Raw genomic sequence first — 14879 nt, 5'->3', positions numbered from 1 at the left:
GGCCGGCCGGCGGGTGCGGGCGCAATGCCCCAGGCACCCGCCGGCCGGCCCTTTTTCGTGGCGCACACGCCTGCCGCTTTCCCCGTGGGAGCGCCGCAAGGCGCGAAGACGGCGGTCAGGAAGCCGATGCGGGTGCGGGCCTCCACCGCCGCATTCGCGCCTTGCGGCGCTCCTGCATCAAGCATCGCGGGGGTGGAGGTGGCGCCGCGGCCCGTGGGGCGCGAACGGGCGCGGCGCTTCGGCTATGCTTCGCCCCCATGCTCGCATTCGTCCAGGTCCTCGCCAGCGGAGTCGCGATCGGCTGTGTCTATGGCCTGGTCGCACTCTCCTTCGTGCTCATCTACAAGGCCACCGAGACGGTCAGCTTCATGCAGGGCGACCTGCTGATGCTCGGCGCCTTCGCCGCGCTCGGCCTGCACGCCTTCGCCGGCTGGCCGCTCGTCGCCGCGGCGGTGGCGGCGGTGCTGGCGGTGGGCGTGCTCGGCGCCGTGCTGGAGCGCGCCGTGCTGCGGCGCGCGCTCGGCCAGCCGCACCTGGTGGCGGTGCTGCTCACCTTCGGCCTGGGCATGATGATGCGCGGCGGCGTCGCCTCGGTGCCGGCGGCGGCGCAGGACATGCACCGCCTGCCTTTCGCCGCCGACACGCTGGCGATCGGCCCCCTCGTGCTCGCCGCCAGCCACCTGTGGGTGATCGCCGCCACCGTGCTGCTCGCCGGCCTGCTCGCCGCCTTCTTCCGCCACACCCGCACCGGGCTGGCGCTGCGCGCCTGCTCGGAGGACGCGCGCAGCGCCGCGCTGATGGGCATCCCGGTGGCGCGCATGCACACCCTGGCGTGGGCGCTCGGCGCGGCGCTCGCCGCGGTCGCCGGGCTGCTGCTCGCGCCGATCACCTTCGTGCATCTGAACATGGGCTTCATCGCCCTGAAAGCCTTCCCCGCCGCGGTGCTGGGCGGGCTGACCAGCCTGCCGGGCGCGCTCGTGGCCGGCATCTTCCTCGGCGTCGCCGAGGCGCTCGCCGGGCTGGCGTTGCCCGAAGGCACGAAGGATTTCGTGCCCTACGTGCTGCTGCTGGCGGCGCTGCTGCTGTTTCCGCAGGGGCTCGGCGGCGCGCGAGGGCGGGCGTGAGCGCACCCATCCTGCGCGGTGGCGTGCCGGCGGTGCGCGCCGCATTGCCCTGGCTGGCGGTGCTGCTGCTCGCGCTCGCCGGGCTGGGTACCGACTACGCGCTCGGCAAGGCGACTCTGGTGGCGACCTACGCGATCGCCGGCCTCGGCGTGGTCGTGGTGGTGGGCCAGGCGGGCCAGATCGCCCTCGGCCAGGCCGCACTCGTGGCGCTCGGCGCCTATGCCCAGGCGCTGCTGGTCGCGCGCGGCGTGCCGGCGCCGCTGGCCCTGCCCGTCGCCGCGGCCGCCGGTGCGCTCGGCGGCGCGCTCGCCAGCCTGCCGGCGCGGCGGCTGGGCGGGCTGTATTTCGGCATGAGCACGCTCGCCTTCGCCCTCATCGTCGAGGAGGCGCTCGCACGCTGGGAGTCGCTTACCCACGGCGCCGCGGGCCTCACGGTGGGGGCCTTCACCCTCGCCGGCTGGCGCGCGGACTCCACCCTGGCGCAGGCCACGGTCAGCGTGGCGGTGCTCGCGCTCGCGATGCTGGCTTGCGCACGCCTTTTCGCCTCGCGCCACGGGCGCGCCTGGCGCGCCGTGCGCGACGACGAAATCGCCGCCGCCGCCTGCGGCATCGACAACGACGCGGCGAAGATGCAGGCCTTCGTGGTCGGCGGCGCGCTGTCCGGGCTGGCGGGCGGGCTCTACGCGCACTGGATCGGCTTCATCAGCCCGGAGCAGTTCGGCCTGGTGTTCTCCTTCGAGTTGCTCATGCTCGCCTTCATCGGCGGCGCACACCGCCTCGCCGGCGCCGCCTGGGGGGCGCTGGTGATCGTCGCCATCCCGCCGCTGATCTCGCTGCTGCGCGACCGCCTGCCCGGCGACTGGGCGCGCGCCTCGGGGCTGGAGCTGCTGCTGTTCGGCGCGGTGATCGTCGGCGTCGTGCTGCTGCGCCCGGCCGGACTCGCGGGCGAAGCGAAGGGGCACGACCGGTGAGGCCGCCGAGGTGGGACGGCGCTTGATTCTCGCGCTGCAGCAGACGATAGTAACGCTCTCGTAATTCTGCATGCAGTTTGCGCCGGAGCCCGCCATGAGTGCCTGGAGTTGCCCACACGACCTCGATGGAATCTGCCAGCGCGTGCGCGGCGCGATCTGCTCGCCGGGCATGCGCGGCTGCGAACTCGAGGGCAAGGTGCGCTTCGCGCTCGACGAGCTCAACGAGCCGCGCAAGCCGGTCAAGGCGCGCCCGGCGGAGACCAGGCCCGAGCCCAAGCCCGGCGCCGCCGCAGCCCCGCGCCGCCGCCTGCCGTTCTGATCCACGCTTCGCATCACCCACCGGCCCGGCTTGCGGGCCACTCGCGCGCGCTCCGCGGTCGCCATGCCGTAGCCGCGCACGGCAATCCAACCAACCTCCAGGAGTTCTCCCGATGAGCCCCTTGCGTCGGCTTGCGCTCGCGCTCGCCTCCTCGCTGTCCCTCGCCTGCGCCCTGCCCGCCACGGCGGCGGGGGTGAGCGCCGATGAAATCGTCGTCGGCACCGTGTCCGACCTCTCCGGCCCGATCGCCATGCTCGGCGTGCCCGTGCGCGACGGCATGCTGATGCGCTTCGACGAGGCCAACGCCGGCGGTGGCGTGCATGGGCGCAAGATCCGCCTTGCGGTCGAGGACGCCGGCTACGACCCCAAGCGCGCGGTGCTGGCCGCGCGCAAGCTGGTGCAGCACGATCAGGCCTTCGCCTTCATCGCCAACATGGGCACGCCGGTGGTCATGGCGAGCATGCCGATCATCGTCGATGCCGGCCGCCTGCACTTGTTCCCCTTCTCGCCCCACCGTGCGACCTACGAGCCGCTGCACCCGCTCAAGTTCCAGAACTTCGCGCCCTATCAGGACTACATGGAAGCCGCCACCCGCCACATGGTGCGCGAGCGCGGCTACCAGCGCAGCTGCCTGCTCTACCAGGACGACGACTACGGCCTGGAAGTCATGAAGGGGGTCGAAAAGGCGCTGGCCGGGCTCGGCACCGAGCTCGTCGAGCGCACCAGCTACAAGCGCGGCGCCACCGATTTCTCCAGCCAGATCGCGCGCCTGCGCGCCGCGCGCTGCGACCTCGTGGTGCTCGCCACCGTGGTGCGCGAGACCGTCGCCGCCATGTCCGAAGCGCGCAAGATCGGCTGGGACGTCGACATGCTCGTCACCGCCTCCGGCTATTCGGCGCAGACCCACGAGCTCGGCGGCGCAGCGGTCGAGGGCCTGTACGGCGTCTCGGTGCTGCCGCACCCCTACGCCGAGGGCGCGAACAGCCAGCTCGCCGCCTGGATCGAGCGCTATCGCGCGCGCTTCAACACCGAACCCAACGTGTGGAGCGTGATGGGCTACACCCTCGCCGACCTGTTCGTGCGCACCGCCGAGGCCACCGGGCGCGAGCTCACCCCCGAGCGCTTCGCGCACACGCTCGAAGGCATGGCGTTCACCCGCGACTACTTCGGCAGTCCCGCCTACCGCTTCAGCGCCGACGACCACCTCGGCAACCGCAAGGGCCGCCTCGCCCAGATCCGCAACGGACGCTGGGAGCTGATCACCGACTACCTGGAGTGAGGCGCGGGCCGCGCTCCAGCGATCGGCGTATCGCGACTTGCGTCGCTCCTGCCGGAGCGTCACCCCGACCGCGGTGGTTTCCCTGCCGCCTTCCACGGGTACTGGGATGCGGCGGCAGAGCTTCCCGGGGCCGTGCCGGTTTTCGTGGGAGCGACGCAAGTCGCGATTCCGCCGCACGGGATTCGCGTCGACGCAGCTTTGCCGGTGCAATCGCGACTTGCGTCGCTCCCACTGCAAAGCTGCGCGGTGTGTGAGCCGACGATGACGCATTGACGCGGCAAGGCCGAGGGCAGCCCGGAGCGCAGCGAAGGGCCGCGAGTGCAGGCGGCCCTCCGCCCGCTTCCCGCGACCGTATCGAAGCCGCGCCCCTCGTCCGCCGGATGGGGTACGCTTCACGCCATCCGCCGACCTTCCCGCACCTCGATGACGCCTCCCCGCACGATCACCGTCGCCTTCACCGGCGCCTCCGGCCTGCCCTACGGCGTGCGCCTGGTCGAATGCCTGCTGCAGGCGGGCTGCCGGGTGTGGTTGCTGTACTCGCAGGTCGCGCAGATCGTCGCCCGCCAGGAGATGGACTGGAACCTGCCCGCGCGCCCGGCCGAGGTCGAGGCCGAGCTTTCCGCGCGCTTCGTCGCCGCGCCCGGGCAGTTGCGCGTGTTCGGCCGCGAGGAGTGGTTCGCCCCGCCGGCCTCCGGCTCCAACCCGCCCGACGCCATGGTCGTGTGCCCATGCACCGTCGCCACCCTCGCCTCGATCGCCGGCGGGCTCAGCCAGAACCTCATCGAGCGCGCCGCCGACGTCGTCATCAAGGAAGGCCGCAAGCTCGTGCTCGTGCCGCGCGAGACCCCGTACTCGGCGATCCATCTCGAGAACATGCTCAAGCTCGCCCGCCTCGGCGTGTGCATCCTGCCGCCCAACCCCGGCTTCTATCACCATCCGCAGACCGTGCAGGACCTGGTCGACTTCGTCGTCGCCCGCATCCTCGACCAGCTCGGCGTGCCGCACAGCCTGATGGCGCGCTGGGGCGAGGATCGCGGGCAGGCCGGCTGAAGCCTGCCGGCACCGCTGCCCCCTGCGCACCGGAGCGTCCCATGACCCCGCCGCCCGACACCCTCCCGCTGTTTCCGCTCAAGACCGTGCTCTTTCCCGGCGGCGTACTGCCGCTGCGCGTGTTCGAGCCGCGCTACATGGACATGGTCACGCGCTGCATGCGCGAGGGCGGCTCCTTCGGCGTCTGCCTGATCGCGGCCGGCGACGAGGTCGGCGAAGCCGCCGTGCCGCACCCGGTGGGCACCGAGGCGCTGATCGAGCGCTGGGACATGGAGCAGCCCGGCGTGCTCGAGTTGCTCGTGCGCGGCGGACGGCGCTTCCGTATCGTCGACCACGAGCTTGAGCGCGACGGCCTCCTGGTGGGCAGCGTGCGCTGGCTGGAGGAGCCGCCCGCGGAGCCGGTGCCCGCCGCGCAGGCCGAGCTTCTGCCGCTGCTGCGCTCGATCGTCGAGGAGCTCGGCGACCGCCTGCCGCCGCCGCACGACTTCGACGACGCTGCCTGGGTGGGCGCGCGCTACATCGAGCTGCTGCCCATTCCGCTGCTCGCCAAGCAGAAACTGCTCGAGCTCGACGATATCGTCAGCCGGCTGGAGATCCTCCAGCAGTTCCTGCGCGAGCACGGCCTGATGCCGAAGAAGGCCTGAGCGCGCACGACTCGCCGCGGCGCGCCGGCGCGTTCCCCGCAGGCTCAGGCGCCGCGCGCGGGCGCGCCCTCGTCGAAGAGGCCCGGCGCCGCGAGGCCATCGAGGATGCGCCGCACCGGCGCGGGCAGGGCGGCCTCGGCGTGGGCGCCCAGCGGCAGCCAGCACAGCGCGCCGTCGTCGGCCAGGCCTTGGATGGCACTGGCGTGCAGCAGCAGCGGCTGCAGCTCGAGCACGAAGTGGGTGAAGGCGTGGGTGAGTGGTGCGAGCGGCCGGGGCGCGGCGGTGGCCAGGCCGAAACGCTGGGCGCTCCAGGCCTGGGCGTCGTCCACCTCGGCGGGCAATTCCGGCAGCGCCAGCAGGCCGCCCCAGATCCCCGCCGGCGGGCGACGCTCCAGCAGCACCGCGCCCTGGTGCAGGATCACCGCACAGCGCGCGCCACGCCGCGGCACCACCTTCTTCGGGCGCGCGGTCGGCAACGCGGCCACGCGCCCGTCGCGACGGGCGACGCAGTCGTCGTGGAAGGGGCAGCGCGCGCAGGCGGGGCGGGCGCGGGTGCACAGCGTGGCGCCGAGATCCATCTGCGCCTGGATGTAGCGGCCGATCCCGTGCTCCGGCAGCAGCGACTCGGCGAGCGCCCACAGCCGCGTCTCCACCGCCTTGTCGCCGGGAAAGCCCTCGATGCCGAAGACGCGGCACAGCACGCGCTTGACGTTGCCGTCGAGGATCGCCGCACGCTCGCCCCAGGCGAAGGCGGCGATCGCCGCCGCGGTGGAGCGACCGATGCCGGGCAGCCCGGCGATCGCCGCGGCGCTGCGCGGAAAGGCGCCGCCGTGCGCGTCCATGACCACCCGCGCCGCGCGGTGCAGGTTGCGCGCGCGGGCGTAGTAGCCCAGGCCGCTCCACAACGCCATGACGTCCTCGACCGGCGCCGCGGCGAGCGCGGCGACGTCGGGGAAGCGCGCGAGGAAGCGCTCGTAGTAGGGGATCACGGTCTCGACCCGGGTCTGCTGCAGCATGATCTCCGACAGCCAGATGCGGTAGGGGTCGTGGCCGCCCTGCCAGGGCAGGTCGTGGCGGCCGTGCTTGCGCTGCCATTCGATCAGGCGGATGGAAAAATCGCTCATGTCCCCTTTTGTTCCTTGCGTTGCCTGCGCGCTCGACGCTGCCCGCGCGCGCGGCGATAATCCCGGCTTTACTCCCACCCGAGCAGCGCGGCCCACCGCGCCCGTCCGTCCATGACCCAACAGCAAGCTTCCGGCGAGGACTTCCAGCGCCACTTCCGCAACGCGCTCGGCATGTTCGCCACCGGCATCACCGTGGTGACCACGCGCACGCCCGTCGGCGAGCCGATCGGCCTTACGGTCAACTCCTTCAACTCGGTGTCGCTCGACCCGCCGCTGATCGTGTGGAGCCTGGCCAACGAACTGCCCAGCCGCACGCTCTTCGAGGGCTGCGAATACTACGCGATCAATGTGCTCGCCGAGGACCAGGCCGATCTGTCGCAGCGCTTCGCGAGCCGGCTCGGCGAAAAGTTCGCCGGGCTGGAGTTCGACTCGGGGGTCGGCGGCGTGCCGCTGCTCGCGGGCTGCTGCGCGCGCTTCCAGTGCCGCAACACGGTGCGCCACGCGGGCGGCGACCACGTGGTCTTCATCAGCGAGGTGGTCGATTTCGACCGCGCCGAAGAGCGCGCGCCGCTGCTGTACTTCGGCGGCGCCTACCGCCAGCTGCGTGCCTGAAGGCCGCGCCGCGGGCGCGGCGGCGGTCCGGGCTCAGGCGGATGCCGGCGCCACGCCCGCGCCTTCCCCTGCGGCGACCAGCTCGACCACGAAAGGCAGCGAGGGGTCGATCGCGAGCATCAGCCACTCCAGCCGTTTCTTCAACGCCTCGGGGTCGCCGTCCGTGACCTGCAGGCACATCGCCTCGCGGCAATAGACGCCGTCGGGCTCGAGGTTCCACGCACCCGCCGGCACGATCGCGCAGTCGGCGATGCGACCCTCGGCGAGGCGGACCCAGCATAACAGCACGCCGCGCGCGCTGATCACGCGCGCCAGACCGACATCCGGGGCGACGCGGCAGGCGTCGATCAGCGGCGCCACCTCTGCGCTGCCCGGATGGCGCATCGTGCTCGCGCAGTCGGCCACGTCGATCGCCTTGGCGAACAGGCGCGCCGAGATGCGGTTGCCGCGCTCGAGCAGGATGCGCACCAGCGGCGAGGCGGCGTGGCGCGCGAGCGGTCCAGTCTCGGCAGGCTCACTGGCGTAGCGCGGGTGACGGATGAATTGCGCGCTCGGCCAGGTGCCCACCGCGGCGGCCCAGGCGTCGGCGCTGAGCGTGCCGAGCAGCGCGGTGCGTTTTTCCGGCGGCACGGTGGACGGGCCGTGGGCGATCAGCTCGCCCAGGATCGAGCTCAGGCTGCCGCCGCCCGCGAGGCGGTCGAGGAACTCGCCGATTCCGTGCGGCATGCGGATCTGGTTGAAGAAGCCGGCGAGCAGCTCGCGCGCGACCAGGTCGAGCACCTCGCCGCCGAGCACGAAGTCGTTGTCGTGCTCCCCGGCATGCAGCAGGCGGCGGTGGAATTCGGCATAGCGGTTGATGCGTGGCTCGAAGCCGAGCGAGGGCGGCCAGTCGAGGAGGAGGCGGCGCAGATGCATGTCGATCATTTCGGCGGCCAGCCGGCGCTCGGTACGCAGCTGCTCTGCGCGCTCCGGCGGCGGCTCGCCCGCGGCCGCCGCGCAGGCGTGCGCGAGGGCGTGAGCGTGGGCCTGCGGGCTGTGGCTGGCGTGGCGGCGCAGATGCTCCACGCCCTCCGCGGGCGCCATGCCGATCACCGCGCCGCCCATCCAGGCGCGGTCGGGGATGTGCAGCGACACCGCAAGGACCTGACCCGCGGCATGGGTGGCGAGAACCCGGATCGGATCCTCGCCGGTGCTGTCCTGTGTGCTCATGTCGTCGCTCGTATGCATTCTTGAATCAAGCTGGAGAATACCCGCATCGGGGAAGTTTGTTGTTCGCGTGGACGGATGTGCATCGAGGCCGCCCGCCACGGGGAGGAAGAAGGGCGAGCGTGCAATGCTGCGCACGCCCCAGGATCCGCGACAGTGCTAGAATCCGCCGCGTAGACCGGACTTTCCGGAACTCCCACTCACACACCAATCGAGGAAAAGCATGAATAAAGGTGAATTCGTCGAAGCCCTGGCCGACCGTCTGGATGTGCACCGCGCCCAGGCCGACCGCGCGCTGTCCGCCGTGCTCGACATCATCGCCGAGCAGCTCGCCAAGGGCGAAAAGGTGGCCTTCACCGGTTTCGGCTCCTTCGAGGTTTCGCAGCGCGCCGCCCGCACCGGCCGCAACCCGCAGACCGGCGCCACCATCGAGATCGCCGCGTCGAGCGTGCCCAAGTTCACCGCCGGCGCCACGCTGAAGGCCTCGGTCAACAAGTAAGCGCACACCGACGGCGCCCTCGGCGCCGTGGCCTGCGGGCCCGTTCCGGCTGCTGCCGGAGCGGGCCCGCTTGCATTCCGGCGCCGTGTCCAAGGCGGGCCGTGCAAAATAAACCGCGACAGCCTGCCGTCCAACCGGTATACTGCCTGTCGTTGTGCAATGCAGCAACAGGGCCGAGAGCAATACCGACGCGTCGAGGGACGCGAGCCGGAGCGGCCCGAGGGACTGTAACCACAGCCCCATCGCCTCCGACCTCCCGTCGCCGACACTCCGTCGGGTTTTCCATTCGTTCTTCCGATCGTCTGGCATCGTGACAACCGGTTGGTGCCGATGCGCGGTCTTTCCAGGCGTCCATGCGCCACCGGATCGACCGGCCACGCCCATCGCGCGTCCCGTCGCCCTTGCGACGTCTCGTGCCGTTCCTGTCCGCAGGCACGGCACGGCGTGATGTCATTGCGGCCCGCCTGCGGCGGGTCCGGATCGCTCCGCCCGCCCATTCCCGCGCGGCGGGCAGCAAGACAGGAAGAAGCATGAACTTCGAAAACCTCGGCCTCGCCGAAGAACTCCTCAAGGCCGTCGCCAGCACCGGCTACACCACCCCGACCCCGGTGCAGCAGCGCGCCATCCCGGCGGCGATCGCCGGCCGCGACCTGCTCGTCTCCAGCCACACTGGCAGCGGCAAGACCGCCGCCTTCACCCTGCCCGCCCTGAACAGGATCATCGACCGCCGTCCGGCGCCCGGCAGCGGTCCGCGCGTGCTGGTGCTGACCCCCACCCGCGAGCTCGCCCAGCAGGTCGAGAAGGCGGTGCAGACCTACGGCAAGGCCCTGCGCTGGCTCAACACCGCCTGCCTGGTCGGTGGCGCGCCGATGTTCGCGCAGATCAAGCAGCTGCAGCGCCAGTGCGACGTCGTCGTCGCCACCCCGGGCCGCCTGCTCGACCACCTGACCCGCCGCAAGATCAAGCTGTCGGACGTCGAGGTGCTGATCCTCGACGAGGCCGACCGCATGCTCGACATGGGCTTCGCCGAGGACATCGACGCCATCGTCGCCGCCACCCCGGCCAAGCGCCAGACCCTGCTGTTCTCGGCCACGCTCGACGGCGTGGTGGGCAGCATGGCGACGCGCATGACGCGCGACGCCGAGCGCATCGAGATCGAGGTCGCCCAGGAAGACCGCGGCCAGATCGAGCAGCGCCTGATGTTCGCCGACGACCTCGGCCACAAGAGCCGCCTGCTCCACGCCCTGCTCGGCGAGGACGGGATGAACCAGGCGGTGGTGTTCACCGCCACCAAGCGCAGCGCCGACGAGCTCTCGCTCGCGCTGCAGGAAAAGGGCATCTCCGCCGCCGCGCTGCATGGCGACATGCACCAGACCCAGCGCAACCGCACCCTCGACCGCCTGCGCCAGGGCCGCATCGGCGTGCTGGTGGCGACCGACGTCGCCGCGCGTGGCATCGACGTCGCCGGCATCAGTCATGTGATCAACTTCGACCCGCCGCGCCAGGCCGAGGACTACGTGCACCGCATCGGCCGTACCGGCCGCGCCGGCCGCGACGGCATCGCGATCACGCTCTCCGGCCCGCGCGAGACCGGCCTCATCCGCGCGATCGAGCGCTTCACCGGCGACCGCCTCGCGGTGCACACCATCCCCGGCATGGAGCCCTCGCCGCGCAAGCCGGCCGGCCCGCGCCCGGGCGGCAACAGCGGTCGCCGCTTCGGCAGCGGCGCCAAGCCCTCTGGCAGCAGCTACGGCCGCCCCGGCGGCGACGCGCGCCGCAGCGGCGGCGGCTTCAGCCGCGACGGCCATCCTTCGCGCAGCGAGCGCAGCCACGACGACCGCCGCTCGCGCGGCTGACCCGGCGGGCCCGCCCAGGGCCCGAGCCTCGTGAAGATCCCGACGGGCGGCGTCAGCGCGGCGCGGCGAACACGGTGAGCACCCCGGTGTAGCCGTAGAGGCGGCTGTGGGCGATCTCGCCGCCGGCGAAGAAGCCCGCCAGCGCCACGTCGCCGAGCACGTCGCGGATCAGCTCGAGCTCGGCCGCCGGACGGCCGAAGTGCGGGCCACCGCGGCCCGAGCAGCTCACATACACCGCGCCGAGCGCGACACGGTCGCTGTCCACCAGCTCGTCGCGAATCTCGCGCGCCACGCGGCGCAGGTCGGCGAGCGCCGCCGCAGGGTCGCGCCGGCAGAAGATCAGCCAGGCGCCCTGCTCCACCTCGTCGCCGATCGCCACCACGCCGGCACGTGGATCGAGGCCGATGATGTTGCGCACCAGCATGTCGGCACCGAAGGCGGCGGGGGCGACGAGCTCCACGTCCGCCCCCGGATGCAGCCCGACCAGGGTGTTCGACAAGGCTTCGGCGACCGGCTCCAGCGCCATGTCGGGCGGCAGGCCGAGATCCTCCATCACGCAGTCGAGCGCACCGCGACCGTCCAGTGTGATGACGAAGTTGTCCCGCGCGCGGCTCACCAGCCGCCGCGGCCCGATCGGCTGGCAGCCCTGGGTGACGCGCGAGACGACGCCGACCTCGGCGGAGAAGGCCACCCCCGACAGGCCGCCGCCGTCGAACACACCGTCGGCGATCTGCACGCTGCGCCCACGCGAGGCGGTCAACCCGCCGAACAGGTAACCGCTCGCGGTGCGCTCGGCGAGTTCGGGCAGCAGCTCCTGCAGGTCCGGGGTGCGGCCGTCGGCGTGCACCAGCGCGGTGTGCGGGTGGAAGTCCTCGGCATCCGCACGCAGTGGCTGCACCCCCGAGAACACGCGGAAGGCGCGCCGCGGCAGGGGTGCGAGCATCAGCGCGAGCGCCGGCTCGTCGAAGTGCTCGGCACCGGTCGCGGCCACCCCGATGCCCACAGTGCCGACCCAATGCACGCCGGGCAGGCGGCGCTGCAACTCGGCGACGATCTCGTCGGCGTCGGCGGCGAAGCGGTCGCTCAGGTAGCAGAAGCCGAGGGTATATTCGGGCAGCCCGTCCCGCCCCGCATGGTCATGGCCTCCCGCGGCGCGCAGGTCGAGCAGCAGGGCGTCGAGCGCGCGTGCGAGCGCCACCCGCCAGTCGGCGTGGGCGGCATGTCCGGCAGCGAAGCGGGTCGGGTTCATGGGATCTCCCGGTCGAGGAACGCCTCCAGCTCGGCCGCCACCACCTCGGGCTGGTCGTGCTGCAGATTGTGGCCGCAATCGGCCACGGTGACGACGCGGGCATCGGCGAAGCAGTCGATGCGGCGCTGGAGTTCCTCCGGCTCGTCGCCGAAGCGGTCATGCACATAGCCCTCGGCGGAGACCAGCATCAGCACCGGGGCACGCACACGCCGCCAGCACGCCATCGCGTCCTCGATGCGGTAGACCGCGGGCGAGGGGATTTTGTGCCAGGGATCGCCGGCGATCTCGACCTGTCCGTCGGCACGCACGCGACCGAGGTGGCGGCAGAGGAACTCCGCACGCGCCGGGGTGAGGCGCGGATTGACCGCGCGCAGGCGTTCCGCGAGCGCGGCCCGGTCGGCGTAGATGCGGGCAGGCGGCGGTGCGAGCTGGGCGTCGAGCCAGCGCCCGAGCTGCTGCGGCGCATCGACGTCGGCCGGCGCCTTGAGCCCGATGAAGTCGAGCATCGCCAGCCGCGCCACGCGCTGCGGGCGCAGACCGGCGTAGATGCCGGCGATGTTGGCGCCCATGCTGTGGCCGACCAGGCGCACCGGGCCAGCGGGCGCGTAGTGGGCGAGCAGGGCCTCGAGGTCGGCGTAGTAGTCGGGAAACCAGTAGGGGCGGTGCAGCCAGGTGGTCTCGCCGTAGCCGCGCCAGTCGGGGGCGATCAGCTGCCAGTCGTGACGCAACGCATCGACGACGAACTGGAAGGTGGCGGACGTATCCATCCAGCCATGCAGCAGGAAGACCTTCGGCGCGTCGGCCGGGCCCCAGCGGCGCACGTTGTATTCGAGGCCGCGGATGGCGACGCGTTCGGTGGAGGAGGGCTCGAGGACGGTGTAGTGCATGCGGGCGGGCATCTTTTCCGGGACAATCACGCTTCCATTCTAGCCGTCGATTCCATCCCGCCACCGTCCGTCGGGCATCCCCCGCCCCGCCACCCCGCGCTCCCGCATGACCGATCCCGCCACGCTGCGCCGGCGCTTTCTCGCCGAGGCGCAGACCCTTCGCAACGAACGCCGCGACTTCCACGAGTGGCATCGCGGCCGGCCGCACTACCTGCTGTGGGCGATCGACGTCGACCTGCCGGCGGTGCGCGCGCGCGTGGTCGCCGCGCAGCGCGCGCTCGACGGGCTGCTGCTCGACGGCTACCGCCGCCAGCCGCACATCACCCTGGCCCTTTGCGGCTTTCCGGCACAGGGCGCGGAGCCGGCGGCGGACGAGTTCGACCACGCCTGGCTGCAGGCCCGCGTCGAGGCGCTGGCGGCGGCGCGGATCAAGCCCTTCACGCTCACCATCGGCGGCCTGGAGAGCTTCTCGTCGGCGCCCTTCCTGCATGTCGACGGCGCCCTCGGTGCGCTGGCCGCATTGCGCGCCTGCCTGCACACGGACACGCCGCACCCGCAGGGCGAGTACGTGCCGCACGTGACCGTGGGCCTGTACGCCGACGCGCTGCACACCGCCGCGGTCGCGCCCCGGCTCGACGCCTTCGCGCCACAGCCACCGCTGCACTGCACGGTCGAGCACATCAGCCTGATGGGCTACGCCGCCACCGAAATCGGCGGTGCCCTGTTCACGCTGGCCGAGTGGGATCTCGCCACACGGCGCCTGCACTGGCGGGACGCGGTGCCCGCCGTCGAGCGCCTCCCTGCCCCCGACGCGCGCGGCGACGCGGACCAGGCCCCCACGCCGGCAGCGGGCCGCCATCCGGAGACGCCATGAGCACACCTTCCCCCGACGTCGCGCCGAGCGGGCCCGCAGGCAATCGCCCCGCCTCGCCCTTCGCGCTCTTCATCGCCTTCAGCCTGCTCGCGTTGCAGGGCTTCGGCGGCGTACTCGCGGTCGCCCAGCGCGAACTGGTCGACCGCCGCGGCTGGCTGAGCCGCGGCGAGTTCGTCGAACTGTACTCGATCGCGCAGATGCTGCCCGGGCCCAACGTGGTCAACCTGTCGCTGATGATCGGCGACCGCTACTTCGGCTGGCGCGGCGCGCTCGCCGCCATCACAGGCATGCTGTTCGCCCCCTTCCTGATCGTGATCGCGCTCGCCGCAGGCTACGAGCGCCTGGCGGAATACCCCGCGGTCGCGGGCGCGCTGCGCGGCATGGGCGCGGTGGCGGCGGGGCTGATCCTGGCGATGGCCTTCAAGATGCTCGGCACCTTGCGCGACAACCTGCTCGGCCCCTGGCTGTGCGCACTGCTCGGCCTCGCCAGCCTGGTGGCGATCGCGGTGTTCCGCCTGCCGCTGGCGTGGATCGTGATCGGCCTCGGCCTGCTCGGCTGGGGCCTGGCGCGCTGGCGGGTGGCGGTGGTGGATGCGCGCGCCGCGCGCACCGGGGAGGGGCGTTGATGAACACGCTGCCGGCGGGCGATCTGCTCGCGCTCTTCCTGCACTTCCTGACCCTGTCGCTGCTGTCGATCGGCGGCGCGATGTCGACCGCACCCGAGATGCACCGCTACTTCGTCGTCGAGCGCGGCTGGATCGGCGAGGCCGACTTCACCACCGCGATCGCGCTCGCCCAGGCGGCGCCCGGGCCCAACGTGCTGTTCGTGCCGGTGCTCGGCTTCCAGGCCGCCGGCCTGCCCGGGGCGGCGGCGGCGCTGGTGGGCATCCTGTTGCCCTCGACGCTGCTCTCGCTGGGGGTGAGCCGCTGGGGCGCGAGCCGGCGCGACACGCCGCTGGTGCGCGCGTTCACCGCCGGGCTCGCGCCCGTCACCGTGGGCCTGGTATTCGCCACCGGCTGGCTGCTCGCCCTGCCCTTCCTCGGCGACCCGGCGCACCGCAACGGCGCCCTGGTGCTGATCACGCTGACCGCGCTGGTGACGCTGCGGACGAAGCTGGCGCCGATCTGGATGATCCTGGTCGGCGCGCTGCTGGGGGCCGCGGGCATCGCCTGAGCAGCGCGGCG

General features: G+C 72.4%; 16 protein-coding genes. 12 read left to right on the top strand and 4 right to left on the bottom strand.

Annotated features, from left to right (window positions below):
- Window positions 1–257: 257 nt before the first annotated feature.
- The 6 genes from ACZ5PP_RS13635 (at window position 258) to ACZ5PP_RS13610 (ending at window position 5387) form a co-directional block, all read left to right on the top strand.
- Complete coding sequence (locus ACZ5PP_RS13635; protein ID WP_012584453.1) at window positions 258–1124, top strand: branched-chain amino acid ABC transporter permease; 867 nt, start codon at window positions 258–260, stop codon at window positions 1122–1124.
- Window positions 1121–2095 (top strand): branched-chain amino acid ABC transporter permease, encoded by a 975-nt coding sequence (locus ACZ5PP_RS13630; protein ID WP_464826156.1) that lies wholly within the window; start codon window positions 1121–1123, stop codon window positions 2093–2095. The genes ACZ5PP_RS13635 and ACZ5PP_RS13630 overlap by 4 nt, the downstream gene beginning before the upstream one ends.
- 94 nt (window positions 2096–2189) lie before the next feature.
- On the top strand, window positions 2190–2414 hold the full coding sequence (locus ACZ5PP_RS13625) for a hypothetical protein (protein WP_043741437.1): 225 nt from the start codon (window positions 2190–2192) through the stop codon (window positions 2412–2414).
- 112 nt (window positions 2415–2526) lie between these two features.
- Entirely contained in the window at window positions 2527–3693 is a 1167-nt protein-coding gene (locus ACZ5PP_RS13620; protein ID WP_004323957.1) for an ABC transporter substrate-binding protein, read from the top strand.
- 423 nt (window positions 3694–4116) lie between these two features.
- A complete protein-coding gene (locus ACZ5PP_RS13615; RefSeq protein ID WP_464826155.1) occupies window positions 4117–4743 on the top strand; it encodes a flavin prenyltransferase UbiX in 627 nt (208 codons plus the stop codon).
- A gap of 41 nt (window positions 4744–4784) precedes the next feature.
- Window positions 4785–5387, top strand: coding sequence for an LON peptidase substrate-binding domain-containing protein (locus ACZ5PP_RS13610; protein ID WP_004323953.1), 603 nt, complete (start codon window positions 4785–4787; stop codon window positions 5385–5387).
- A gap of 44 nt (window positions 5388–5431) precedes the next feature.
- On the opposite strand, the gene mutY is transcribed toward ACZ5PP_RS13610, so the two are convergent.
- Complete coding sequence (gene mutY / locus ACZ5PP_RS13605; RefSeq protein WP_276659674.1) at window positions 5432–6511, bottom strand: A/G-specific adenine glycosylase; 1080 nt, start codon at window positions 6509–6511, stop codon at window positions 5432–5434.
- A 111-nt stretch (window positions 6512–6622) separates the two neighbouring features.
- On the opposite strand from mutY, the gene ACZ5PP_RS13600 reads away from it, so the two are divergent.
- Window positions 6623–7123 (top strand): flavin reductase family protein, encoded by a 501-nt coding sequence (locus tag ACZ5PP_RS13600; RefSeq protein ID WP_004323949.1) that lies wholly within the window; start codon window positions 6623–6625, stop codon window positions 7121–7123.
- A gap of 33 nt (window positions 7124–7156) precedes the next feature.
- On the opposite strand, the gene ACZ5PP_RS13595 is transcribed toward ACZ5PP_RS13600, so the two are convergent.
- Window positions 7157–8332, bottom strand: coding sequence for a hypothetical protein (locus ACZ5PP_RS13595; protein WP_374615471.1), 1176 nt, complete (start codon window positions 8330–8332; stop codon window positions 7157–7159).
- 220 nt (window positions 8333–8552) lie between these two features.
- On the opposite strand from ACZ5PP_RS13595, the gene ACZ5PP_RS13590 reads away from it, so the two are divergent.
- Together ACZ5PP_RS13590 and ACZ5PP_RS13585 are read left to right on the top strand one after the other, a co-directional pair.
- Complete coding sequence (locus ACZ5PP_RS13590) at window positions 8553–8828, top strand: HU family DNA-binding protein (RefSeq protein WP_004327875.1); 276 nt, start codon at window positions 8553–8555, stop codon at window positions 8826–8828.
- Window positions 8829–9358: 530 nt separating this feature from the next.
- On the top strand, window positions 9359–10684 hold the full coding sequence (locus tag ACZ5PP_RS13585) for a DEAD/DEAH box helicase (protein ID WP_012584448.1): 1326 nt from the start codon (window positions 9359–9361) through the stop codon (window positions 10682–10684).
- A 52-nt stretch (window positions 10685–10736) separates the two neighbouring features.
- On the opposite strand, the gene ACZ5PP_RS13580 is transcribed toward ACZ5PP_RS13585, so the two are convergent.
- Both ACZ5PP_RS13580 and ACZ5PP_RS13575 read right to left on the bottom strand, forming a co-directional pair.
- Window positions 10737–11933 (bottom strand): FIST signal transduction protein, encoded by a 1197-nt coding sequence (locus tag ACZ5PP_RS13580; RefSeq protein WP_043742125.1) that lies wholly within the window; start codon window positions 11931–11933, stop codon window positions 10737–10739.
- Window positions 11930–12832: an alpha/beta fold hydrolase gene (locus ACZ5PP_RS13575; RefSeq protein ID WP_012584447.1), complete on the bottom strand. Its 903-nt coding sequence runs from the start codon at window positions 12830–12832 to the stop codon at window positions 11930–11932. The genes ACZ5PP_RS13580 and ACZ5PP_RS13575 overlap by 4 nt, the downstream gene beginning before the upstream one ends.
- A gap of 94 nt (window positions 12833–12926) precedes the next feature.
- On the opposite strand from ACZ5PP_RS13575, the gene ACZ5PP_RS13570 reads away from it, so the two are divergent.
- From ACZ5PP_RS13570 to ACZ5PP_RS13560, 3 genes are read left to right on the top strand one after another with little or no spacing between them, the layout of a single operon-like run.
- A complete protein-coding gene (locus ACZ5PP_RS13570; protein ID WP_004314484.1) occupies window positions 12927–13694 on the top strand; it encodes a 2'-5' RNA ligase family protein in 768 nt (255 codons plus the stop codon).
- The gene (locus ACZ5PP_RS13565; RefSeq protein WP_004314486.1) at window positions 13691–14320 is read left to right on the top strand and encodes a chromate transporter; all 630 of its coding nucleotides are present in this window, start codon (window positions 13691–13693) and stop codon (window positions 14318–14320) included. Before ACZ5PP_RS13570 ends, ACZ5PP_RS13565 begins: the two co-directional genes overlap by 4 nt.
- On the top strand, window positions 14320–14868 hold the full coding sequence (locus ACZ5PP_RS13560; protein ID WP_004314489.1) for a chromate transporter: 549 nt from the start codon (window positions 14320–14322) through the stop codon (window positions 14866–14868). Before ACZ5PP_RS13565 ends, ACZ5PP_RS13560 begins: the two co-directional genes overlap by 1 nt.
- Window positions 14869–14879: the final 11 nt, after the last annotated feature.

Source organism: Thauera sp. DNT-1, assembly GCF_055393985.1.
Note: the sequence above shows the minus strand (reverse complement) of the source record. Positions and strands in the feature narration are given on the sequence as shown.